Source organism: Agrobacterium sp. fls2-241-TYG-188a (assembly GCF_030209845.1).
Map to the genome: position 1 here is coordinate 293509 of NZ_JARVRD010000007.1, position 24415 is coordinate 317923.

Below are 24415 nucleotides of genomic sequence, written 5' to 3' on the forward strand. Positions count from 1 at the left end.
CCGGAGCATGGCGTTCCGGCTTCATCCGTATAGTTGTAACAGCAGATTGTTGCTTAAATCTAAACTGCGTTAACAAATTTCTCAGAATCGGCTTGATGCGCAAGACTGTGGCTTGCTGGGTGGTCTGTTCCACCGTCGCCGTGTTTTGCTGTGCACTGGAATTCAGCGCTTGAAGGGCGTGGCTTCTGGATCGAGAGTTCTTCACCCACTTCTGCTGCGGGTTTCAGTACTCTTTCTCGTAGAAAATGCCTGCAGCACCTTCGCCATCACCACCGGCTTCGCCGCGCAGTTTCACGCCTCGCCCGACATCGAGATTGATGATCGCTTTTGCACCTGAACTGCCGCTCTGCTCAAGCTCCAGATAGGTCCGGTCATTCAGATATTTACCGGCAGAAACGCGCGCCTGGCCTTCCGAATCCGTTGAAATATCGAGATCGTCGATACCGAGGTTGCTGCGCAGGCTGTCGAAAAGAGATGTGGAGCGCCCGCCCGCGAGCTGACCGGCCGCATCTGCCAGACGCGCGATCTGGAGTGCTGACAGTTTTGACATGGATTGGCCGAAAATCAGCTGAGCCATCACCTCGTCCTGCGGCAATGCCGGGGAGGAGGTAAAGGCGAATGCCGGATCATTGGCATTGCCGGTAACCGATACCGTTACCGTTGTCGACCCGGCGGTCGATTCGGCTGCCATGTTGAGCACGGGTACGAGACCACCGCCGAAGGTGATATCGCCGGTGGTGAAGTCCAGACGGCGCGTCAGGATTTCCAGTCGGCCCCTGCGCATTTCAAAGCCGCCTGATACGGCCGGTTCCGCTGCCGTGCCCCGCACCGTCAGGCTACCCGTCAACTCCGCATCGATGCCTCGTCCGCGCACGAATATGCCACTTGGTGCATTGATCTGGAGATCGAGAGCGATGGGTGACGCGTTCCCCCCGCTGCCCTTGTCCGCCTTGAGCTTGCGGTCCTGCGCTCTTACCGCTGCCGGAGCGTTCTTGTGCTTGACATTCAACTGTGACAGCGAAGCGGGCAGACGCTCTGGAATGGTGATCGAGCTTTTTTCGAGTGTGATCGTGCCGCCCAACACCGGTGAATTCAGCACCGGGCCCTTCAGGGTCAAGGTGCCGCTTGCGATCGTGGTGAACAACGTCCCGTCATTGTAGGCTGCGCGATCAAGCGTGATGGTCAGATCGGCGGGAAAGCCCGACGCGGCAGACATTCCGACCGAGCCGGTACCGGATATGGTTCCCCCACCGGCGAGACGGCCCGTCAGGCGCGAGATCGTCGCCTTGTCACGGTCAAAGCCAATCGTGGCTCCCAGATTGTTGATCGTCAGGTTGCGACGGACATCGGTCACGCGCGTACCGTCCGTCGTTATGCCGCCGGTAATGACCGGCGCACTGGTGGTGCCGTCGATCTTGACATCGATTGCTGCCGAACCCTGAACATCGAACCCTTGCGCGGAGGTTTGCGCTGCGAGAGCCCCGAAGGGCAGTGTACCCTTGAACGCCATCGCCAAAGGCCTGTTGCCGGTGACGCCCAGCGTACCTCCGCCGGACAGCGTGAGGCCACCCTGTCCTGTGACCGTGGTGTCGAGACGCAAGGTTGCCCCTGCAAAACGCCCATTTGCCTTTATGCCCAGGGCACCCAGACCAGCGGCCCGTGTCTGGCTGATTGCAGCGTCAGACCATGTCAGATCGTAATCCACCGCAGGATCGGACGAGGCGCCGGTGGCGGCCACAGTGCCGGAAATAGTTCCCGCTGCATCAAGCCCCGGTGAAAAGGCATTTGCGAGGTCGGCTGGCAGGCTTCGGATCTGCGCCTTGAGATCGAGCGCAGATCCTGCCGTACCGTTGACCTCAATGCGACCATTTCCCGTCTGGATGGAGAGATTGCTGATGCGAGCCGTACCATTGGTGATGGTAACGGTTGTTGGCTGCACAAGCTTGACCGGAATACCCCGTGGGGTCGCTGACAGCGCATCCACCGTTACCGCTATCGGTCCTGCGCCGGTATCTGCGCTTCCTTTGAGGGTCAGAGGCGCGTTGTCGTAACGACCATTGAGATCGAATGTTGTTGCCGTTCCGGCATGATCGACGTTGAGGTTCAGCCCTGAAATGGCAACAGCACCGGCATTGATGGTTTCCGCGCGCACATTTCCATTGGCAGCCAGAGCCGTGAGATCATCGATCTTCAGATCGGCGGCCAGTTTCGAAATCGTTGTGGTGCCCTGCGCGATGGTTCCGCCGGTTGCGCGAATGGTGGCGGCAATCTTTCCGCCGGAGTTTGACAGCGCAATGTCGCCCTTTACGTCACCACTGGCCTGCTGTGCCGCAAGGGCCGCAAGCAACGAAAGGTCCGGGAAATCAAACGTCAGCTGACCGGAGGGAAGAAACTCTCGGCTGAACTGAAGGTCGCCTCTCAAAACGTTGCGACCGACCTTGATGTCAAGTTCCGGTATTGCTGTGCCGTTTTCACTCTGAACCAGCTGGCCCGATGCATCGATGACCTGGCCATCCAGGGTGCCGCTGGCCTGAAGTTTGGCTTGCGGCGCATTCAGATCGGCCTTGCCGTTTGCAGTTACCGTCAGAGCTTCCAAAGCCCGCCCCGCCAAGAGCGCCTTTGCAGAATTGAGGTTGATCTGGAAATCCGCGGCGGTTAGCGGACCATTGGCTTCCAACGAAAAACCGACCGCGCCGGATGCCTGAGGCGTCAGCTTTTCAAGCGCGGGCAGGCGTCCGCCGAGCTTTGCGACGATATTGCCGTTCTCAAGCGAGAGGTCGCCATTGGCTTCCAGGGTTCCGGATTTGACTACCAGATTTTCGATGCGCGTCGCCCCGCCCACGGTCGCATTGACGTAGCCGTCCACTGCGATGGTGGTATCGAATTTCGCTGCCAGATCAGGGGGAAGAACGGCTGGCATGACGAAAAGACGGAGATTCGTGGCAACTGTGCCGGTGGCGATATCATAGGTGCCGCTGCCTGTGCCGCCAATGCTCGGGCTTTCCAGGGTCGCACCTTCAAAGGCAATCGTCTGGGGCGAAATGCGCAGCGGTGCGTTCAGTGTCAGCGGTGCCTTGACGACGCGCTGGAGGTCCGGTGCAGTCATTGTAGACCGGGCGATGCTGACCGACGTCCTGATCGTGCCGCTCTGGCTGGCCAGATTGAGGTCGTCACTCATGGCCGAAAGCTTGACGTCTTCGAATTGGCCCTGAGGCAAATCAAGCCGCCTGAGAGCGGCGCTCAAGGAGAGCTTGGCGGCATCCGCACCGCCACGGAGCGATAGATCCATGCCATCGATCAGGGTGTTCAGCTCGCCGCCTTCCAGCGGCAAACGAAGATTGATCGGTCCATCCGTGCCGATGAGATTGGCGGAAAGGTCGTTTTGACCCTGCGGGTCGATGGCGCCTGATGCTGTCAGAAGCAGCTTGCCGGTTTCCAGTGTCCCGCTTTCGACGCCGATGCGTCCTTCCGGCGAGATGGTTGCGGCGAGATCGAGTTTGGTCTGGCCGGCAAAGAGCTGGCGGGTAAAGGGTGGCAACAGCATGTCCGGCTGTCCGCCGCCGTGCAGTTCCAGACGGCGTGTACCATCGGCGGCAAGCTGGTGTCGACCGGTGACGTCTAGAACCTGCGTATCCGCCACGGCGCCATTCAATTTACCGGTCCAGTCTGACAGGGCCCCTTCGCCGCGAAGGTTGAGCGCGACCGCAGGTGCCCCCGGCAGGCGCAAAAGATTTGCCAGCAAGCCACCCTGTGGCTCGTTGAGTGACGCATCCAGCTTCAGAATGTTGTCATTCGGTGCAAATGCGATATCGGCAACGACAAGCGCCTTGGCGTCATCCTTGCGGTTGGCGGTGAGCGACAGTGAAATTGCGTTGCTTGTCGCGTTCCCACGACCTCTGGCGGCCAGAGCGAATGTCCTTCCGGCCAGTTTTTCACCAAGCATGATATCGGGCAGGGAAAGATCGTCGATGGAGATTTCCACCGGCAAAGAAAAATCTTCCGTGCTTTGCGGGGCGGGCTCTACGGGGGGCAGGGGAGCCCGCTCGATATCGACGCTTGCGGCGGTTACGCGCTCTGCTTTGAACGTGCCTTTCAGGAGCGCAAGCGGTGACCAGTCCACTTCAATGCCGCTCAGCCGGGCATAGGGGCCTTGCCTGTCGGATACGGTCAGGCTTGCAACCCGCAGATCGCCTGTCAGCAGTCCCGACGGGGCAGAGATTTCGAACGCCTGGTCCGGGGTGGAGATGAGAGAGGCAATTTGTCTTGCTGCAAATTGAGCGCCCGTCGATGTGAAGCCTAAAAACAGGACAGCTACAAGCACGAGTGCCACACCTGCCAGGGCGGCGTAGACGATCCATGTCAGGGTACGAATCAATGCTGTCATCGAAATCAATCTACACTTTGCTGGTTACGCCCGGCATTGCTCTTCAGAACGCCTGTCCAATGCCGGCATAGATGCCGAAGCTGCTGCCACCGTCATATTTTTCGAGCGGCATGGCCACATCGAGACGCAGAGGGCCGAAAGGCGTTGCGTAACGAAGTCCGATACCTGCACCTGCGCGAATATCGGAAAAATCCGGCGTGATTTTGGATGATACCACGCCTGCATCGACAAAGGGAACCAATCCGATCGTTTCCGTGACCTTGAAGCGTGCCTCCAGCGAGGCCACGACATAGGAACGGCCTCCTGTTGCTTCGCCGTCATCGGTGTAAGGCGAGATCTCCTGATAGCTGTAGCCGCGAACCGAGCCGCCGCCGCCCGCATAAAAGCGTCGTGTCGCAGGGACGTCTTCAAGTTCGCTGACACCGACAAGAACGCCGCCGGCAATCTTGCCAGCCAACACCACCTGATCATCGGCACCGAGGCCCTTGTAGCCGGTGGTAGATCCCTCGAAGCTGGTGAAGAAAGTGCCGTTCAACGCTTCGTAACTCGGTTTTGCAGAAACAGCAGCGCGAAACCCGTCGGTCGGGTTCAGCTTGTCGTCACGCATGTCGCGCACGAATTCCAACGGTATGGATGTCGTGAGATACTGGTTATTGCCGAACGCATCGTCCGTATCGGTAAACTCGACCTCAAGCCCGGCTGAAGCCGTATCATAGTCGTTGAACTCATAGGAAAAACCGCCATAGCCGGTGACGGATCTCGCGTCATAGGTATCCGGATGTTCCGTCTTGGCCTTGAGGCTGGCGGTGAATGTCGTCTCCGGGTTGAAGATGCCCGGCTTGGTGAAAATGATCCCGGCGGAATAGTCCATGTCCTGGACATTCGATGCCTCGCCCAGTCGCGAAACCGCGCCTTCTATCCGAAGCGATTCGGCTTGTCCGAAGAGGTTTCTATGTCCCCAGTAGCCCTGAAGACCGATACCTTCGGTGGTCGAATATTGAGCGCCAACGCCGAGATACCGGTGCTTGCCTTCCGAAACCTCGATGGTGAGCGGAATGGTGCCATTGGGCGCAAGAGCGCTTGCTTCCTTGATGGTGATGCTGGAAAAGACCCCCAGCTTGCGCAATCGTTCAGAGGCTTTCCGCAGTTTCTCAGGAGAATATGGTTCGCCGCCATTCAGACGCGAATAGCGCTCAATGAATGCCTGATCGACGGTGCGCTGGCCCTTGACAGTTACATTGCCCAGCGGCGCAACCGGCCCGCCCTTGGCCGCAAGTGTCAGATCGACCGTGCTGTTGGCATGGTTGGCGACGGCTTCTCTTTTTGTCAGCTCAGCAAGCGGGCGGCCTTCGGCCTTCAGATCGTCAATCAGCTTGTTGCCTGCCTTGATGATGGCAAGGGAGCCTGCATCGCCACCCGTTACAAGGCCGTATTGATCGAGATCCCGCCCTGCGACATCACCCTCCAACCTTACGTTTCCAAGGGTGAAGGCAGGTCCTGGAACCACTTCGAAGACGACTGGAACGGGCCCGGAGCGATTGAACGCCGGATTTGGAGGGATGGAATCGATATCCCGCCCTTCGATGGTAACCTTTACCGTGCCGCCATATCGCGCATTCTCATAGAGCGCGGCAATGAGCCTCTCACGGTCATCGCGCGCCCTGATCAACAGGCCAAGGTCCCCGGAGGCCGGCTTGTCGGGTTCGGATGACAGAAGGGAGCTGTTTTCCAGGCTTTGCTGGAGCTTGGTGTCGGCGCCGGGTGCATTCAGCGTGACGGTGAAGTTGACGGGATCGAGGACCTGTTCCTCGTCCTTGTCCGATCCGAATATGGTAATGCCGAAAATCTTGAAGGCGAAGGCCTGGGATGCGAATCCCGGATAAAGCGATATGGATGCTGCAACCGCCAGCGCGGTGCCTGCCTTCCAGAACGCAATACTCTTCTTTGGGTCAGTCCGTCTTGCTGGCATACGCTACTTTATGGTTGAGCATTTATTATCGGCCCTACCGGTTTCCCGTCCGTTAATATGACATTTTAATCATAAATGGACAGGTTGGTAACCCGCAAAAGCATTTTCGCACCACAAACGCAAAAGCCCCGGCGAACCGGGGCTTCCTCGATAGAATTTTCAGGTATTAGCGGCAACGAGCCGTGTAACGCTGACCGTACTGGTCGCGGTAGTAGCAATAGCCAGGCTCGGAAGCGTTGCCGATCAGAGCGCCGCCCACACCGCCGATAGCTGCGCCAACCGCTGCGCCACGGACGTTGCCGGTTACTGCACCACCGATGACAGCGCCGGAAACGGCACCGATCGAAGCGCCCTTTTCAGTCTGCGTGCAACCTGCAAGCGTCAAACCGATTGCGGCGAAAATAATAGCCTTTTTCATGAACTCTCTCCAACGTTACATACGAGCTCTATGGCTCTTGGTAGGCGTCCCATAGGTTATCTGCGGCGACTGCTACCTCCGACCGCAACAGATATCTAACAAGTCGAATGTGTTTATGGAAGCCTCCCCTTGTCAGGCTACGCTCCCGGCCCAAATCGATTGTGCCCTACTGAACGGCATCAGAAAGAAAAAGTTCCAATTTGATTGCTGATTGATGTGAATCAATTTTGCGGTTTGGCAATTCCCTTATATGTGTTTTTGGAATAGTTCAAAATTGGAGGCGAATTGACGCAGTTTATCTTAAATGGCGTCAAGGGGGGTTGACGGTTCAGGGAGGTGAGCCGACAACGAATACAAGATTTCTGGAGCATGGAATGGACTTTGAGGCATACTTCAAGACCGAGCTGGATGGCTTGCATTCGGAAGGTCGCTACCGCGTATTCGCCGATCTGGAGCGGCAGCAGGGCAATTTTCCGCGCGCCACCCGCTACACGGAAAAGGGCGAAAAGCAGGACGTCACGGTCTGGTGCTCCAACGACTATCTCGGAATGGGTCAGAACCCCAAGGTGATCGAGGCGATGAAGGCCGCAATCGATCACTGTGGCGCGGGTGCGGGAGGCACCCGGAATATTTCTGGCACCAACCATTATCATGTTCAGCTGGAACGCGAGCTTGCCGATCTTCACGGCAAGGAATCCGCGCTGATCTTCACCTCCGGCTACATCTCCAACTGGGCGACGCTTGGTACGCTCGGACAGAAGATTCCTGGCCTCATCATTTTCTCCGACGCTCTGAACCACGCTTCGATGATTGAAGGCATCCGCTATGGCCGCTGTGAAAAGGTCATCTGGAAGCACAATGATCTCGAAGATCTTGAAGCAAAGCTGAAGGCCGCCGATCCCTCTGCGCCAAAGCTGATTGCCTTCGAATCCGTCTATTCGATGGATGGCGATATTTCGCCGATCAAGGAAATCTGCGACCTTGCCGACAAGTACGGCGCGATGACCTATCTCGATGAAGTTCACGCCGTTGGCATGTACGGTCCGCGCGGTGGCGGTATCGCTGAGCGTGAGGGCTTGATGGATCGCCTGACGATTATCGAGGGCACGCTGGGCAAGGCATTTGGCGTCATGGGTGGTTATATCGCTGCGTCAGAGGCGCTTTGCGATTTCATCCGCTCCTTTGCGTCGGGCTTCATCTTTACCACGGCATTGCCACCGTCACTGGCGGCCGGTGCTGTTGCGTCCATCCAGCATCTGAAGGCAAGTCCGTTTGAGCGGTCCCGGCATCAGGAGCGCGTCCGCACACTTCGTTCCATGCTCGACAAGAGCGGCATTCCGCACATGCCAAATCCAAGCCATATCGTCCCGGTCATGGTCGGCGATGCGGCCAAGTGCAAGTGGATTTCCGACATCCTGCTCGATGATCATGGCGTTTATGTGCAGCCGATCAATTATCCCACCGTGCCACGCAAGACGGAACGTCTGCGCATCACCCCGACACCGCTTCACAGCGATGCGGATCTGGAGCAGCTGGTTGGAGCACTTCACCAGTTGTGGTCGCGATGCGCTCTGGCGCGGGCTGTTGCTTGATAAGAATGAGAAATTTCGGAACGAAGGGCCGCGTTATGCGGCCTTTTGTTTATTGAGAATGGTTTCCTGCGCATAAGTCCGCGCCTGCGCATCAGCAGCAAGGACATCCTCGATAGTCTGGGCGGTCCTTCCGTCGTTCATGCGGTCCATCACGATCTCCACGATGTCCGCCATATCCAGAAAGCCGATCTGCCCGTCAACGAAGGCGTGATATGCGGCTTCATCGGCGGCATTGAGGACGGCGCCCTGCGCACCGCCACGCTGCAAGGCGGTTCTGGCCAGCCTGAGGGCAGGGAAGCGAACCTCGTCAGGTGCTTCAAAATCCAGCCTCGCCAACCTGGCAAAGTCCAGACGCTCCACCTCGATATCGCCGCGCGCGGGGTAGGTCAGTGCGTAAGCGATGGCCGTGCGCATGTCCGGGCACCCGAGTTGCGCTATGACGGAGCCATCCGTGTAGGCCACCATGGAATGGATGATCGATTGTGGATGAACGATAACCTCGATCTGGTCGGGCGAAAGATCGAACAGATATTTCGCCTCGATCATTTCCAGCGCCTTGTTGAACATGGAGGCACTGCCGATGGATACTTTGAGGCCCATCGACCAGTTGGGATGCGCCCGCGCAACGTCGGCAGTCACCCCGGCCATCTGCTCGCGACTATGCGTACGGAACGGACCTCCGGACGCTGTCAACACGATGCGTTCGATGGCCTTTCTGTTATGGGGTTCCAAGCATTGAAAAATCGCGCTGTGTTCGCTGTCGACGGGAATAAGTTGGCCGCCCCCTTCGGAAACGGCGCGAAGAAAGACGTCTCCGGCGGAAACGAGACATTCCTTGTTCGCCAGAGCAATATTGGCGCCACGCCGTGCCGCGGCAAGCGTCGGCTCAAGCCCCGGCGTTCCGGCAATGGCCGCCATCACCCAGTCTGCATCCATGCCGGCGGCTTCATCAAGGCCGCTTTGGCCGCTTGCGACGGCAATGCCTGTTCCAGCAAGAGCATCCTTCAAGGCAGCGTATTTATCTTCCTGCGAGGTAACGGCAAGCTTGACGCCGAGGTCGCGGGCCTGTTGCGCCAGAAGGTCGATATTGCTCGCTCCGGTTAATGCCATCACCTCGAACCGGTCACGACCGCCCAGCTGCCGGATGACGTCCACCGTATTCGTGCCAATGGAGCCGGTGGAACCAAGAATGGTCAGCCTGTGTGGTGAAGTCGGGCCTTGAGCGTTCGTCATAACAATCCGGTTCATATCGATAATGTCTTTCAAGCCTCTACAAGGCAAAGGCGGGCATAACAAGGAGGAACCCACACTTGTGTTTGGCGGTTGCTGCCCGCATAGTCTCACCCCTGATGCTGAGGAATGACATGCGGCGCTTTTTTGTTTCAAGTGGTTGGATTTTTATTGCGACTATCGTTCTCGTGCTGGCATTCATCCCTTTTGATCCGCTGATCTCGCAACGGGCGCAGGCACTTCCAGCCGCTGTCATCGGCTTCAACCAGGCAATAACGGATTTCGGCACGTTCCGCTGGATGCTCTACACCACAGGGTTTCTGGCAATCCTCGCCTATACGGCTGCCCGTGCATTCGGGACGCGCGCCTATGGTGTGCGCATAAGAACGACGTGGCGTCTCCTCTTCTATTTTTTCTCGACAATCGGTACGGCAAGTGTGCTCGTCCATCTGCTGAAATTCCTCATCGGACGCGCAAGGCCGGAGCTTCTGATGGAGATGGGGGCCTACAGTCTCACACCCTTTACCGGCGACAATCTCTATGAGAGCTTTCCGTCCGGACACTCAGCCGCAGCGGGCTCCTTTTTCGGCGCCTTTCTGATGCTTGTTCCCCGCTTCCGTTTTCTTTTCATCGGTCTTGCCCTGGTCATCGGTGTCTCACGCGTCATTGTTGGGGCGCATTATCCCAGCGATGTTGCTGCCGGGCTGTTGCTGGGCACCTGGACGGCGATTGCCTTTGCCTTCATCTTTGCGCGGGGGGGATGGTTGTTCAGTTTCAATGAGAATGGCTGGCCGCACCCGAAACATGCCGTGTCTCGGCGGAGCTAGCCATTGGGCGAAGTGGAATCCAGATCATGCAGTCGATAAGAACGACCGTGGCGATTGCCGGTGGCGGACCGGCGGGGATGATGCTCGGGCTTCTCCTGGCGCGCTTCAACATCGACGTGACCGTGATCGAGAAACACGCCGATTTCCTTCGCGATTTCCGCGGCGACACCATTCATCCGTCAACGCTTGAAATCATCGAGCAGCTTGGCTTCATCAAGGAGTTTCTGGCGCTTCCGCACACGAAGGCGGAAAAACTCCATGCACAGATTGGCGAGCGAAAGATCACGATCGCTGATTTTTCATGGCTGCCGGTTAAAAATCGCTTCATCGCTTTCATGCCGCAATGGGATTTTCTCAATTTCATCGCGGGCAAGGCCGGTCACTATGAGAATTTCCGACTGTTGATGGGTGCGACCGTGACCGATCTGGTCGAAGATGGAGGAAGAGTGCGTGGCCTTCACCTTGAAACCGCAAACGGCCCTTTGACTGTCGAGTCGGACCTTGTGGTCGGAGCGGATGGGCGCAACTCCGCAATTCGGGAAAAGGCTGGTCTGGAAATCCAGAGATTCGGCGTGCCGACAGAAGTGCTGTGGATGCGGCTGTCAAAACAGCCGGGGGATCCGGTTGAAACGATGGGACATGCCGGCCCGCAACAGGGCTTCGTCCTCATCGACCGCGGCGACTACTGGCAATGTGGCTATGTCGTTCGCAAGGGTGTCTTCGCCGAGATCAGGTCAAAGGGGCTGGATGCATTTCGCAAACAGGTCGCGCAGGTCTGCCCGCTGCCGCAGGAACGGCTTCTGGAGTTGGAAAGCTGGAACGATGTCCAGTTGCTGACCGTGCGGATCGACCGTCTCACACAATGGTGGAAGCCGGGCGTTATCTGCATCGGAGATTCGGCGCACGCCATGTCGCCCATCGGCGGTGTGGGCGTCAATCTGGCCATTCAGGATGCGGTGGCGACAGCAAACGTGCTCGTTCCCATCCTGACCTCTGGCCGGGCCATCACCGATGCCGATCTGGCTGCGATAGAGAAACGTCGGACTTTTCCGACAAAGGCGACGCAGCGGCTGCAATTGATGATGCGCAGCAAGAACAGAAAAGATCAGGCCGATGCGAAAAAGGCAAAGGGTCCGCCAGCTTTCGTTCTGGCCATCATGCGCTTTCCACTTCTGGCGCATCTGGCAGGCAGGTTGATAGGGCTCGGCTTCCGACGCGAGAAGCTCAGACACTGAGCCTGTCATGTTCGCGCTCGTCGTAGAGCTGGCGCAATATCCGCGCCGTCCCGGCCGCTCCATCCAGATCAAGGTCGATATGGCCGGGTTCAGGCAGGTCCAGCGCCGCATTGATGGCGTCAGCCATGGATTGCGGAGATATGGCATCCTCTTCAAGAACCTGGGCAAGACCCAGTTTTGCAAGGCGGCTGGCGCGTGCGCCCTGTTCCGTCTCTCCGCTGGCTGCGAAGGGAATGAGCAGGGAGCGGCATTTGGCCTGCAGTATGTCGCAAACCGTGTTGTAGCCGGCTTGCGATATCGAAAGACGGGCTCCTGACAAAAGGTTGGCGAAGTCCTTCCGGAACCGGAAAACCTCTATTCCGTTGCCTGCTCGTGCGGAAATGGCATCCACATCCGCCTGCGGCATGTTCGGCCCGGTGATCAGGCACCAGCTTTTGACGCGGTCGATGGCGGGAGCCGCATCCAGTGCCGCGCCGATAAGCTTTGCGCCGACCGCTCCACCGCCTGCTGACACGACCACATCGAAACGGTCCCGGGGAGCCTCCGGTCTGGCAGGTGCAACAAGGCCGGTATAGACGATCCGCTGGCTGATCTGGTGGGCGAGCGGAAACGTATCTTCCAGCCGCACGAAATCCGGGTCGCCATGCACAAGCACCGTATCGAAATGCTTTTTGACGAGGGCGATGGTTTCTTCGTCGCGCCCCGGCTTGGCGCGTTCCTGCAGGATGTCGCGCAGCGAGGTCATGACCAGCGGACGCTCCAGACTGTGGTCGATGGCGCTCAGCAGCGGCATAAGCTCAAAGCGTACTTGCCTGCGACCGAAAGGAAACGCCTCGATGATGACGATGTCTGGCCGTGCGCCGTGATAGGCACCGAGCAACATGCTCGTGCGATCATCCTTGAAGGCATCGTCAACCGGCTTGCCCGTTGCATCCACCAGACCGGCAAAGTTACCGTCGCTGACAGCAATGGGCGGCAGTTCGATATGGCGGATGCCCTCGCCGGGAAATCCCGGTACCGGGGTTCCACCCGTTACCAGGGTCACGTCGAAACCGTCGGCAACCAGGGCACGGGCAATCCGGCTGGCGCGGGCAATATGGCCGATGCCGAGCAGGTGTTGCACATAGAAGAAAACGCGCGGCGCTGATTTCTTGGCGATCACAGCTTTGCCTCCCATTCCTGTTCGAACAATGCCTTCAATTCTGTAATGGAATTGCGATGATCGAATGAACTGCGCACGCGGTTTTCTGCCGCTGCGCCAAGTTTTGCGCGTTTTTCGGGGTCAACGATCACGCTGCGCAGGGCATCGGAGAATGCTGTCGCGTCTTCCGACTCCGTCAGAACGCCATTCTCTCCATCGATGAAAAACTCCGGGATACCGGAAATATTTGTCGATACACAGGCGAGATTCTGGCTTGCCGCCTCCACCAGAACGTTTGGCAACCCATCGCGGTCGCCATCGCTGGTGATGCGGCAGGCCAGTGCAAAGAGATCGGCCTGCCGGTAATGTTCCAGCACCTGCTTCTGGTCCATGGCTCCCGTCCACGTGATACGGTCGGAAATGCCAAGTTCGGCAGCAAGAGCCTTCAGCCCTCGCAGCTCGTCACCGCCGCCGATGTGGGTGAATTGCCATGACAGCGATGAGGGCAGGGCCGCCAGGGCGCGAAGGAGAATGTCGATGCCCTTTTTCTTGACGGCGCGTCCGACGCTGAGGATTCGGACAGGATCATTCGGATCCGAACCGTCGCGCGGTGTCCTCGGACCTTCGAAATGCGGAAAGCGCGTCAGATCAAGGCCGTGATAGCTAAGGTGGACCTTGCCCTTGTCACGCGAGAGATTTTGCAGGTGCCGAAAACCGCTCTCCGTGCAGGTTACCGCCCAGCGGGCGCTATCCAGCTTGGCGGAAAGGTCCCTGTCGCTTGAAGTCCAGATGTCCTTGGCGTGGGCCGAAATCGTCCAGGGAATGCCGCTGATGACATGCGTATAGGCTGCAACCGATGCCGGTGTGTGGATGAAATGCACATGCAGCCAGCCGGCGTCTTTAGGCCACCCATGAGCAAGTACGGCGGCCTGACCGAAGCGGCGGAAGCGATTGCGGGTAAAGTCATGGCGCAGATCGCGCGCCAGAAGCTTCAGCGCCTTGGCGAAACCGGGCTTCTTCCGGCAGGCCCACAGGGCTTTGAGAACGCGCAAGGGTTCTTCATGCAGATATTCCGGCAGATAGGTGACACGTGCCTGTATCTCGTCGTGCACGGGGTGGCGCTTCTTGTCCGTCGGCCGCCTCATGGAAACGAGTTCCAGTTCCAGCCCTGCCTTTTCCAGCCCCAGAAGTTCCTGTGCGATGAAAGTTTCCGACAGACGCGGATACCCCTTCAGAAGAACCACGATCTTATGTCTGATGGTCACGATGTCCGTGTCTCTTTTTAAATATTAGCCGCTGGCGGGGATGACCTTGACGGCATCCTGCGGCTGAAGCCATTCGGCAATGCGTTTTGAAATATTTTCCAGCCCGTCAAGCTCGATACCCTTGCCATTGGCGGAAGGTGGAGCCCGGGTGAGCAGGGCTTTGAGTGCCTGCGCCATCTTATGCGGGTCTTCCGCATCTTCCGGCAGCAGCATGTCGAAAAGGCCGAGCTCGGAGGCTCGTGTTGCGCGGATCAACTGTTCCTCGCGCGGAACGATGCGCGGCACGATAAGAGCAGGCTTGTCAAAGGAAAGGATTTCGCAAACCGTGTTGTATCCGCCCATCGAAACGACTGCTTTCGCTCCAGCGACGATATCCTCCATCCGGTTATCGAATTCGATGATCTCGATATGCGGAATGCCGGACGTGTTCTGCATGAAGCGCTGGCGCTGTTCGCCAGGCATATAGGGACCGAGAACGATCAGCGTCTTTTGCGTCAGCTCGGGAGCGGCCTTGTAGGCATTGATGACATTGTCGATCAGTTCGCTGCCATCCCCGCCACCGCCGGTGGTCACCAGAATGTAGTCACCTTCGGCGCGGTAAGACGTGCTTTCAGACTGCGTCTTGGAGCGTTGCAGAAAGCCGACAAAGTCCATTTTCTCGCGCACCGCGGATGGCACGTCGAGGCCGAGAAGCGGATCGTGAAAATCCGGCGGACCGTAGACCCAGACGTGATCGTAGTAATGTTCGATCTTGCGCAGAATATCGTTTCGCTTCCACTCCGCTTCCAGCAAATTCGGCGCGTCCATCACGTCACGCAGGCCGATAACCAGCTTGGTGCCCTTTTGTTGGAGGTAGGCCAGCGTTTCCTCCACCTCACCGCGCAGGCCCATGGGTTCCTTGTCCACGATGAAGATGTCCGGCTGGAAGCTTTCGGCGGTGTGGTAGATGATCGAGCGGCGCATCTTCAGCGTTTCCTGAAGATCGATATGCCGGTCGAGCGAGGTATATTCGCCATTTCTGAGCTTGATGACGCTGGGGATTTTGACGAAATCCACCCGGGCACGGTAGTCGAATGCACCGGCGATAGTGGCGCCGGAGATGATCAGAACATTGAGCCCGCGGTAATCCTCGACAAGGGCGTGGGCAATCGTCCGACAGCGACGCAAGTGGCCCAGACCGAAGGAATCGTGGCTGTACATCAGGATGCGGACGTCGTTCAGACGGGCGCTCACGCTTGGCACCTCGGGTCCAGCTTCGAATAATGCGTCATAGGGGGTCGATATATCACTGGAAGGTCCGTCGTTATTTGAAAGGATCTGCCGCATCACGTAGTCCGTCGCCAAAGAAATTAAAGGCCAGGATGACGAGCACCACCGGGATGGTCGGCAAAAGAAGCCAGGGATAAAGGGCAATCACGCTCACGCTTCGCGCTTCTGTGAGCAGAATGCCCCAACTTGTGATGGGGGGGCGCAATCCAAGGCCGAGGAAGCTGAGTGCCGTCTCACCAAGAATCATGCCCGGTATGGTCAGTGTCGCCGACGCAATCAGATGCGACATGAAGCCGGGGATAAGATGTCGCCCGATGATACGCGGTGTGCTTGCTCCCATCAACTGGGCAGCAAGAACATAATCCTCTTCACGCAGAGCCAGAAGTTTTGAGCGCACCGCGCGCGCCAGTCCCGTCCAGTCCAGAAGCCCGAGGATGAGCGTAATGCCGAGATAGACGAGGATAGGGCTCCAGGTCACGGGCATGATGGCCGCGAGCGCCAGCCAAAGGGGAATGCTTGGGATAGACTGCAGAACCTCGATGATGCGCTGGACGATCAGATCGAACACGCCACCGCGGTAGCCCGCCAGACCGCCGATGACAATGCCCAGGACAAAGCTCATGGCGACGCCGAAAAGCCCGATCGTCAAGGAAATGCGTGCGCCATAGATGATACGCGAAAGCACATCCCGCCCAAGCCGGTCGGTGCCGAGCAGGTACATTTGTCCACCCTCCGCCGGGCAGACCAGATGGACGTTGCTGTCGAACAGGCCCCAGAAACGATAATCATCGCCACGGCAGAAGAAGCGCAGTTTCTGGACGTCCGTCGGCACGTCGCTATAGACGCGCCGCAGATTTTCCATGTCGAGGCTCATCTTTCGCCCATAGACGAAAGGCCCGACAAACTGCCCGTCATGGAACAGATGAACGGCCTGAGGCGGTGCGTAGATGTTTTCGACGTTGCGGGTATGCAGATTATAGGGCGCCAGAAATTCGCAGATCAGGATGGACAGATAGACGACCAGCAGGAAAATGCCGGAATATAGCGCGACCTTGTGCTGGCGAAACTGCCACCACATCAGCCTGAACTGCGATGCCTTGTTGAAGGCTGCAGCCCCCGAAGTCGTTGGCTCGATAAGGTTGGGATCGAACGGGGCCGTCGATACATAGTGGGGCAACGGCTCGCCGGGCTTGGGAATGGTGGAGGTCATTTTACGTTACCACCCCCAAAGCGGATACGAGGGTCCAGAATGGCGAGTGCGATATCGGAAACCAATACGCCGATCACCGTCAGGAACGCCAGAAACATCAGGAAGGAACCGGCCAGATACATGTCCTGACTTTGCAGGGCACGGATCAGCATTGGACCGGTCGTTTCCAGTGACAGAACGACAGCGGTGATTTCAGCACCGGAGATGATGGCGGGCAGAATGGAGCCGATATCCGATATGAAGAAGTTCAGCGCCATGCGCAGCGGGTATTTGGTCAGCACCTTGAAGGGGTGCAGACCCTTGGCGCGGGCCGTGACGACATATTGCTTCTGCAATTCGTCCAGCAGGTTTGCCCGCAGGCGACGGATCATGCCGGCGGTTCCGGCCGTGCCGATGATGAGGACGGGTATCCACAGATGCTCCAGAATGGATTTGAACTTCGCCCAGCTCATGGCCTGGTTCAGATATTCCCGGTCCATCAGGTGCCCGATGGAGGTTCCGAACCAGATATTGGCAAAGTACATCAAGATGAGCGCAAGCATGAAGTTGGGGATGGCGATGCCGAGCAGTCCCAGGAAGGTGAGGCCATAGTCACCCCAGCTGTATTTGTGGGTGGCGGAATAGATGCCGATGGGGAAGGCGAGAATCCAGGTCACGAAGATAGTGACGAAGGATACGAGCATCGTCAGCCACAAGCGATCACCGACGACTTCGTTGACGGGCAGCTGATATTCGAAGGAATAGCCGAAATCTCCCACCAGCATTCCCGTCACCCATCGGAAATAGCGGATCGGTGCCGGCTGATCGAAGCCGTAGCGAACGCGCAGCTCCTCGATCTCCGCCATGTTGGCGGACTCGCCCATGGCCCGCATTTCCGAAACATAGCTTTCGAAATAATCCCCCGGCGGCAATTCGATGATGGTGAAGACCAGCATCGAAATCAAAATGAGAGTGGGGATCATGACCAGCAGGCGCCCTACGACGTATCTAAGCATGTCATGCTTCTCCGTCGTACCAGAACGCGTCTGGCATATAGACACCGAGATAGGATGTGGGCTCAAAACCGTAGAGGCCCTTTTCCGGAACATTCCGCATTTTCGCCGCGTGGACGATCGGTTGCAGGGCGCTGTTGACGATGCCGATGGAAAAGACCTGCTGGGAATAGATGCTGAGCATCTCAAGCCAGATATTGCGACGGTCTTCTTCCTTCACGCTTCGCCGCCATTGTTTGAGAAGGGCCAGGAGATGCGCGGCCTCAGGCAGGTCTGGCTCGACACCCTCGCGTCCGCCAGACAGGTAGTGCACGCCCCAGACAGGCCATTGCAGCTGGTCGTCGCCGGTTGGAGCTAGTCCCGCGGGCAGCATGTCGGGCGTCGGCACGGCATTGTCCATGCCGAACCACACCGACATCATCACCTCGCCACCCATGGCCCGCTTTCTGAACACGTCGCGCTGGGTCGGACGGCTGGAGAGCGATATGCCGAGCTGACGCCAATGGTCGGTCACGAGTTCAAGCACGTCCGTTTCAAGCGTGCTTTCACCGGCGGTTTCGACGATGATATGCGCCGCCCGCCCGTCGGGCAGCAGCCGGATGCCCCTGTCGTTGCGCTTGGTCAGGCCAAGTTCATCCAGCAGCGCATTCGCCATTTTCGGATTGAAGTCCGACCAGGCCCTGGCAAATTCCGGGCGGAACAGCGAGCTCTCAGGCAAGACCGTGTCGGCACTTTCCTTGGCGAGGCCATAGAAGCAGACCATGTTGATCTCGTGCCTGTCGATGCCGACAGAAAGAGCCCGTCGCATCCGCACATCGCGGAACAGGTTGCGCCAGACGTCGTCGCCGCAATTGAGGTTGGGCAGAAGACAGACGCGCGAGCCCTGGCTGCGTGTCCACAGATTGACCTTCAGCGGAAAGCGATCTTCCGCCTCCTTGAGGTAGGTATAGTCGTTGAAATCGAGCCCCATGAACTGCAGGTCGCTGTCGCCGGACGCAGTTTTTGCGGCAATGATTTCCGATGAGGTGACATTCAGCAGGAAGCGATCGAGATAGGGCAGCTGCAGGCCGTTTTCATCGACCCGGTGATAATACGGGTTGCGTTCGAAAATGAACTGCTCGGCAGGCGGCGGGGTGATATTGCGCCAGGCGTCAAGCGTCGGAAGGTCAGGGTTTTCAGGCCTAAGCTGCCGCGACATCTTGATATGCAGGCTGCTCCAGTCATCCGCCTTGTTTTTCTTCGCCAACTTGGCAAGATTTTCCGGCGTCTGATATTTGATGTGGAACTGCTTCATGTAGGCCGATGGCAGGAAGATGCGGGCAGGAGATGCGCCCGCGAGCTTGGCCAGAAAATCGGGATTGGGACCTTCCCACGTGTAGCGAATGGTCAGGCGGTCGATGACCTCCACCTTGGGCGGCTTGTCGTAGACCAGCAATTCGATGGGCGGGCCACCCTTGTGGATCTCCAGGTTGAGAGCGACGTCTTCCCAGAAATAGCGGAAGTCTTCCGAGGTGAAATCGCTGCCGTCAGACCATTTGTGTCCATCACGCAGTTTCAGCGTGAAGATGCGCTCTTCATCGATCGTATAGCCTTCCAGAATATCCGGCTGGAAGTTGAAATTCTCGTCATAACCGACAAGGCGCGCATAGCTGTTGATGGGCATGAGGCGGATATCGCGCTGTCCGCCAATCAGCATACGGACGGAGCCGCCATGGCGACCCGGCTGGCGACCATGATCTGCGAGATTTATGACCCGAGGATTTTTGGGCAACCGCTGCTCAACCGGCGGAAGCTCTCCCTTGTCGCGCTTTTCCTTGAAGAAATCGGAATCGATGTAGGCAGCGTTTGCTTTCCAAGGCGCGAAAACAGAGGCCAGAAGGGCAAGAGTTGTTCTACGGGTAATCACGAGCGCAGCTCCGACACATCGACATTTCCATTGGCCAGCACGAGATGCCCGTCGCCGAGGTCTGCGGTTACGAGAGTATCATTGTCATTGGCGCGAAACTGCTTGCCCCAGTCGAATTTGCCGGTCGCGCTGATCTTGCCGATGGTGCTGAAATCGAGCGGCCTGTCGAGATCCGGGAAAGGAACGGCAGCCAGCAGGGATTTTGTGTAGGGGTGGACGGGGTTGCGCATCAAGGCTTCCCTCGGCGCCAGTTCCACGATCCTGCCTTCGCACATCACGGCAACCCGGTCGGCCATGTAATCGACAACAGCCAGATTGTGAGAAATGAACAGGTAGGTCAGCCCGAGGTCTTTCTGCAAATCCTTCAGGAGGTTCAAAATCTGCGCCTGAACCGAAACGTCGAGGGCCGAGACCGGCTCGTCGCAGATCAGCAGTTCTGGCCCAAGCGTCAGCGCCCTTGCAATGCCGATGCGCTGCCGCTGGCCGCCGGAAAAACTATGCGGGTAACGATTGAGCGCGCTGTCGCCAAGCCCGATTGCTTTCAGGAGGTTGCGAACCTTTTCGGATCGATAGGCAGCATCGCCTCGACCATGAATTTCGAGCGGCTCGCTCAGGATGTTGCTGACGGTCATGCGTGGTGACAGCGACGATATGGGGTCCTGAAAAACCATCTGGATCTTCGTGCGCAGTTCCCGCAGGTCGCCATCCTTTGCGTCGAGAACGTCGATATCGCCGGTGCGGCTGTGGAAGGTTATGGAGCCCTCGTCCGGTCGCACCGCGCGCATCAGGATCTTGCTGACCGTTGTCTTGCCGCTGCCGCTCTCACCGACGAGCCCCAGACATTCGCCGCGCCTGATGTCAAAGCTCACGCCATCGACGGCCTTTGTTTCCAAGGATTTTCCAGAGGTGAACCAGCTCGATTTGCGGGTCGTGAATGTCTTGCTGACATTGTTGACGGTCAACAGCACGCCGTCCGCCTTGTCGACATTGGCGGATGACTTGCCGATCAGGCTTTCCTTGTCGATGACGACATCGCGAAGCGCCTTCAGCCTTTCGCCCGGTTTCATGTCGAAATGCGGCACGGCGGCCATAAGGCCCTTCAGATAGGGGTGGGACGGTGCGCGGAAGATGTCGTCCACCGTTCCGGACTCCATGATTTCGCCCTGGTAGATAACAGCAACTTCATCGGCAATATTGGCAACCACACCGAGATCGTGGGTGATGAGCAACATGCTCATGTTGAGCTTGTTCTGCAGATCGCGAAGCAGCTTGAGAATCTGCGCCTGGATCGTCACGTCGAGTGCCGTCGTCGGCTCATCTGCGATCAGCAGGGCCGGGCGACAGATCAGCGCCATGGCAATCATGGCGCGCTGGCGCATCCCGCCAGACAGCTCGAAAGGATACATGTTGCAGATTTTTTTTGGATTGGGAAAACCGACGAGGTCCAGCGTCTCCTCAAGCTTGGCCTGTCTTTCCCTAGGTGTCAGCACCGAGTGAATTCTCAAAGCTTCATCGATCTGGTTACCGATCGTGTGGAGCGGCGAAAACGACGTCATCGGCTCCTGAAAGATAAGCCCGACGCGGTTGCCACGGATGGCTCGCATTGGCTTGCCATCGGGATCGAGGCTTAAAAGATCGACCGCACCCGTTTCCGGGCGTGCAGGATCGGAGAACAGCACGCGGCCACTGACCCTGGCGGTGCGTGGCTGGATACCCATGATGGTCTGGCCGATGACCGATTTTCCTGAGCCGGATTCTCCCACCAGCGCGGTGACCTTGCCGGGCAGAATACGAAGACTTGTATTTCTGACGGCGTCAATTTTGCCGCCCATCAAGGAAAAGGAAACCTGAAGATCTTCAATGCGAAGCAAATCGGCGCCTAAACTCATGCCAAGGGTGTCCTCACCGTTTCTTATCTTGCCTGGAGCAATTGTTTTGGGCCATTGAAATCACGTTATCGCAGCCCCCTAGTTCTGTCTATGCTCCTGAAACATCGAAAATTTAAGGATGTTCCGAATATCGCTCACATAATAGAAAACATGTATTTCGAAGATGTGTCCGAGTTATTAAACTCTGAGGGAGTTGCCATGTCTGATAAGGCCAGTCTGGATAAAAAGCTGTCGGAGATCAGGCAACTGATTGCGGTCAGGCAATTTGAGGAAGCCCGCGAACGTCTCGCCCGGCTTTCCGATGAGCCGGATAGACATTTGATGGGTGAGACGACGGCGCTTGGGCTCCCAAGGAAGCTTCACTCTGCCTTTCTGGCTCTTGCGAAGGCGCAGCGCGACAAGGTCAGCACGACGGGCCATCAATATCTCCTTGTTCCGCCGCCTGACGTTCTTGAGCCCTTTGGCCGCTTTTCGCTCGATGAGCGTCGCTCGATTGCGGCGTTGAACCGCAAGCCGGTCCCAAGGATCATCCATCAGATATGGATCGGCGATCGCCCGGTGCCGGTGTCAACACAGGCATGGTCGGACCACGCCCGTCAAAACGGGATCGAGTATCGCCTGTGGCGCGAGAGGGACCTGGATGAAGCCGGCATTTCATCAAACCCTGTCTTTTCCAGAATGGTTGAAGACGGGGATTATCCCGGTGCCGTCGATGTTGCCCGTTACGTCATCCTTTCGCGCTTTGGCGGAATCTACCTCGATTGCGATTTTTATCCTGCCCGGGACGATGTCAGCTTTTTCGATATGCTGCCGATGATCGGTTTGACCGCATTCGGCGAGGATGTGCCCCGCAAGACGGGCCAGGGCAGCCTGTTGCTGGCAAATTCCTTCATCGCCACGCCCGCCGGTCATCCGGTGTTCGAGCGAATGCTGCAATCTTTCCCCGAGATATTTCAGAAGTTGCCGAGGGCACCCGCCTGGTGGGCGACGGGGCCGTTGATCTTTACGGAGGTTGCGCGCGGAGCGGGATCGGTATCGCTCGCGGGCGGAAATTTTGTCTTGGCCGCGCTGCCGGACCGTGCGCCACTCAGCGCGGTGGACGATCTTCGACGCGGTGTGCAAGCTGCAGATGGTGGGTTGCTGATCGCATGGAAGTCATGGTGAAATTTCCTTGAGCCAAAGGCGGGATGAGCGCCAGCGGCAGGCGGGATGGCGGGATGTGACTTCGAAGAGCGATCGAAGGAAAGCCCATACGGTTTCGTCATGGTCGAGATGATGCGTCAGGATCCCGGTCATGCGGCCGCTGCCATGTGCGGTGCGAAGGCGCATCGCTATGTCTGCAAACAGAGTGTCGTGGTCCTTGCCGCCGCGCGAGCCACGCCAGTCGATGACATCAATATGGGTGTTGAGAAGGGAAAGGCTGGTTTCCTCCTCCGGCCCATAGACTGAAAGGGCCTTGTAGCCGAGGTCTGGCAGACACTCGATCACTTCGGCGTCGATACGGTTCCATGGCGGCACAAGCATGGGAACACATCGGTCCCCATGCAATGCCTGAAGCTTGGCGAGCCCCTGGCGTAACTCTCCCAGCACGAGGTCGAGGGGTCTGTGCAGTCCCAGTTCGCGCTTTTTTTCTTGCGGCCCTGCGTGGTTGCGATGTGCCCAGCCGTGAACGGCAACATCGACCTCGGCGTATTTCCCAAGATGAGCGGCCAAGGCCTTACCCGTTGGCTCGGGAATGACCGCAAGCGTTGGGGGTATGGCAAACTCTCCGCAGAGGTTCAGAAATCTGTCCAGCGCCGGTGTCGGCTCGACCGCGTCATCGTCACGCAACCAGAGATCCGCAACGATATTGCGTGCGGCGAAGTCATCCAGCGTATCAAGTAACAGTCTTTTACTCATGATGTCTCTCCCGGCAGGGATTTGATAATGGCGTCAAGCGCGGCGGAAGCGCTGCCGAGCGAGCGTTCGGCGATGGCGAAATGTCGGGCCCTGGCCGCCATTTCCAGCCGCAGGGTTTCGTCTTTCATCAACAGCAGCAATGCATCGGCATAGGCTTCTGTGTTGCCCGCTTCCGTCAACAGGCCGGTTTTACCACTCGTGACGACAGCGGGAACGCCAGCGACCTTTTCGGCGACCACTGGCAGGCCCGCTGCCTGTGCCTCCAGATAGGCAAGTCCATAGGCTTCGCCGTGCCCGGGCCAGACATAGAGCGACGCGCGGGAAAGAATGGTGGCGATGTTTTCTGGCGTCTGTTCGCCATGCCAGATGATGCGCTCATGGTCGAAGCTGTCGAACAGCCCGTGTACCGTCTCGCGCTCCGGCCCGTCTCCCACGATATCCAGCGACCAGGGACAATCCTCCGGCAGGTGCTGCAACGCCTGTGACAGCGCACGATAGCTGCTCAGCTTGTCGCCCGCGCGCATCATGGCCACGGCCGCCATCCGGTAGCGAATGGGCGATGAAGCTGTCTTTTCGAAGAGGGCGGTATCGATGAAGGGGGGCAAAAGCGCCGATTGAAGCAGGGGCTCAGCATTCAGGAGACCCTGTCTGTCGCGTTCCGTAAAGCAGATATTGACCGCAGCTAACCGTAGATCTGCCAGCAATTCGGCCTGGATCGTCTCCCAGCCCATGCCGTTGCGCTTCGGTGAATAGGAGGCTTCCGCTGTCACATAGGTCACGCCGAAACTTTGGCACAGCGATGGCCCCAACAGGTCACGGGCCTTGTAATAGGGGTGGTAGCAGAACCAGACATCCGGTGTGCCGTCGCGCTGCCATGCCGCAGCGATGCCTTCCCGCTCCCTTTCAGCCGCCAGTTTCAGACTATCCTGTCCCTCGCCAACCGGTTCGCGTTGAAAGCTGCGAAGCTCGGAAACGACCTCTACCTCATGCCCACCCAGCTGGAGTGCCCTGATCAACAGGCGCGCCATCAGCCTGTCGCCGGAGGGAACGGGGTGGTTGGGCGATTTCAGCGGAGAATAGAATGCGATTTTCATGTGCTAGTTCTGCTTTGCCGCAGAAGGCTTCGTCAATGGGAAATCGAGGCACCTAACCTTGACACTCTGCTTCTTCTTGCCCAACTGATGGACAT

Annotated in this window: 17 protein-coding genes; 4 read left to right on the forward strand and 13 right to left on the reverse strand. The window is 58.0% G+C overall.

Annotated features, from left to right (window positions below; translation table 11 throughout):
- Window positions 1–223 precede the first annotated feature (223 nt).
- The 3 genes from QRN85_RS20210 to QRN85_RS20220 all read right to left on the reverse strand — a co-directional run bounded on the left by QRN85_RS20210 (window position 224) and on the right by QRN85_RS20220 (window position 6771).
- Window positions 224–4384 carry a translocation/assembly module TamB domain-containing protein gene (locus QRN85_RS20210; protein WP_284759883.1) on the reverse strand — a complete coding sequence of 1387 codons (4161 nt, stop codon included), beginning with the start codon at window positions 4382–4384 and terminating at the stop codon, window positions 224–226.
- Between the two features lie 43 nt (window positions 4385–4427).
- Window positions 4428–6353: an autotransporter assembly complex protein TamA gene (locus QRN85_RS20215; RefSeq protein ID WP_113092357.1), complete on the reverse strand. Its 1926-nt coding sequence runs from the start codon at window positions 6351–6353 to the stop codon at window positions 4428–4430.
- 166 nt (window positions 6354–6519) lie between these two features.
- The gene (locus QRN85_RS20220; RefSeq protein WP_045230832.1) at window positions 6520–6771 is read right to left on the reverse strand and encodes a YMGG-like glycine zipper-containing protein; all 252 of its coding nucleotides are present in this window, start codon (window positions 6769–6771) and stop codon (window positions 6520–6522) included.
- A gap of 374 nt (window positions 6772–7145) precedes the next feature.
- Here QRN85_RS20220 and hemA point away from each other — a divergent pair, with 374 nt between their 5' ends.
- Window positions 7146–8363: a 5-aminolevulinate synthase gene (gene hemA, locus QRN85_RS20225; protein WP_113092358.1), complete on the forward strand. Its 1218-nt coding sequence runs from the start codon at window positions 7146–7148 to the stop codon at window positions 8361–8363.
- Window positions 8364–8396: 33 nt separating this feature from the next.
- Here hemA and dxr read toward each other — a convergent pair whose 3' ends face one another.
- Window positions 8397–9596, reverse strand: coding sequence for a 1-deoxy-D-xylulose-5-phosphate reductoisomerase (gene dxr, locus QRN85_RS20230; protein WP_502870813.1), 1200 nt, complete (start codon window positions 9594–9596; stop codon window positions 8397–8399).
- Between the two features lie 131 nt (window positions 9597–9727).
- On the opposite strand from dxr, the gene QRN85_RS20235 reads away from it, so the two are divergent.
- Window positions 9728–10420 carry a phosphatase PAP2 family protein gene (locus QRN85_RS20235; protein ID WP_112960981.1) on the forward strand — a complete coding sequence of 231 codons (693 nt, stop codon included), beginning with the start codon at window positions 9728–9730 and terminating at the stop codon, window positions 10418–10420.
- A 26-nt stretch (window positions 10421–10446) separates the two neighbouring features.
- Window positions 10447–11655, forward strand: coding sequence for an FAD-dependent oxidoreductase (locus QRN85_RS20240; protein ID WP_284759885.1), 1209 nt, complete (start codon window positions 10447–10449; stop codon window positions 11653–11655).
- Here QRN85_RS20240 and QRN85_RS20245 read toward each other — a convergent pair.
- From QRN85_RS20245 to QRN85_RS20275, 7 genes are all read right to left on the reverse strand, one after another.
- Window positions 11645–12832, reverse strand: coding sequence for a glycosyltransferase family protein (locus tag QRN85_RS20245; RefSeq protein WP_502870808.1), 1188 nt, complete (start codon window positions 12830–12832; stop codon window positions 11645–11647). The two genes, QRN85_RS20240 and QRN85_RS20245, sit on opposite strands and share 11 nt — an antisense overlap.
- Complete coding sequence (locus tag QRN85_RS20250; RefSeq protein WP_284759887.1) at window positions 12814–14061, reverse strand: glycosyltransferase; 1248 nt, start codon at window positions 14059–14061, stop codon at window positions 12814–12816. The genes QRN85_RS20245 and QRN85_RS20250 overlap by 19 nt, the downstream gene beginning before the upstream one ends.
- Before the next feature lie 24 nt (window positions 14062–14085).
- Window positions 14086–15294 carry a glycosyltransferase family protein gene (locus QRN85_RS20255; RefSeq protein WP_113092362.1) on the reverse strand — a complete coding sequence of 403 codons (1209 nt, stop codon included), beginning with the start codon at window positions 15292–15294 and terminating at the stop codon, window positions 14086–14088.
- A gap of 70 nt (window positions 15295–15364) precedes the next feature.
- Complete coding sequence (locus QRN85_RS20260) at window positions 15365–16540, reverse strand: ABC transporter permease (RefSeq protein ID WP_062590365.1); 1176 nt, start codon at window positions 16538–16540, stop codon at window positions 15365–15367.
- Window positions 16537–17535: an ABC transporter permease gene (locus tag QRN85_RS20265; RefSeq protein ID WP_062590367.1), complete on the reverse strand. Its 999-nt coding sequence runs from the start codon at window positions 17533–17535 to the stop codon at window positions 16537–16539. The genes QRN85_RS20260 and QRN85_RS20265 overlap by 4 nt, the downstream gene beginning before the upstream one ends.
- Before the next feature lies 1 nt (window position 17536).
- Window positions 17537–19438 (reverse strand): ABC transporter substrate-binding protein, encoded by a 1902-nt coding sequence (locus QRN85_RS20270; RefSeq protein WP_284759888.1) that lies wholly within the window; start codon window positions 19436–19438, stop codon window positions 17537–17539.
- Window positions 19435–21327: an ABC transporter ATP-binding protein gene (locus QRN85_RS20275; RefSeq protein ID WP_112960964.1), complete on the reverse strand. Its 1893-nt coding sequence runs from the start codon at window positions 21325–21327 to the stop codon at window positions 19435–19437. Before QRN85_RS20275 ends, QRN85_RS20270 begins: the two co-directional genes overlap by 4 nt.
- Before the next feature lie 198 nt (window positions 21328–21525).
- Here QRN85_RS20275 and QRN85_RS20280 point away from each other — a divergent pair, with 198 nt between their 5' ends.
- Entirely contained in the window at window positions 21526–22491 is a 966-nt protein-coding gene (locus QRN85_RS20280) for a glycosyltransferase family 32 protein (protein WP_284759889.1), read from the forward strand.
- Here QRN85_RS20280 and QRN85_RS20285 read toward each other — a convergent pair.
- Together QRN85_RS20285 and QRN85_RS20290 are read right to left on the reverse strand one after the other, a co-directional pair.
- Window positions 22483–23226, reverse strand: a complete 744-nt coding sequence (locus QRN85_RS20285) for a polysaccharide deacetylase family protein (protein WP_284759890.1) — start codon at window positions 23224–23226, stop codon at window positions 22483–22485. The genes QRN85_RS20280 and QRN85_RS20285 overlap by 9 nt on opposite strands.
- A complete protein-coding gene (locus tag QRN85_RS20290; protein ID WP_284759891.1) occupies window positions 23223–24320 on the reverse strand; it encodes a glycosyltransferase family 4 protein in 1098 nt (365 codons plus the stop codon). The genes QRN85_RS20285 and QRN85_RS20290 overlap by 4 nt, the downstream gene beginning before the upstream one ends.
- Between the last annotated feature and the right edge of the window lie 95 nt (window positions 24321–24415).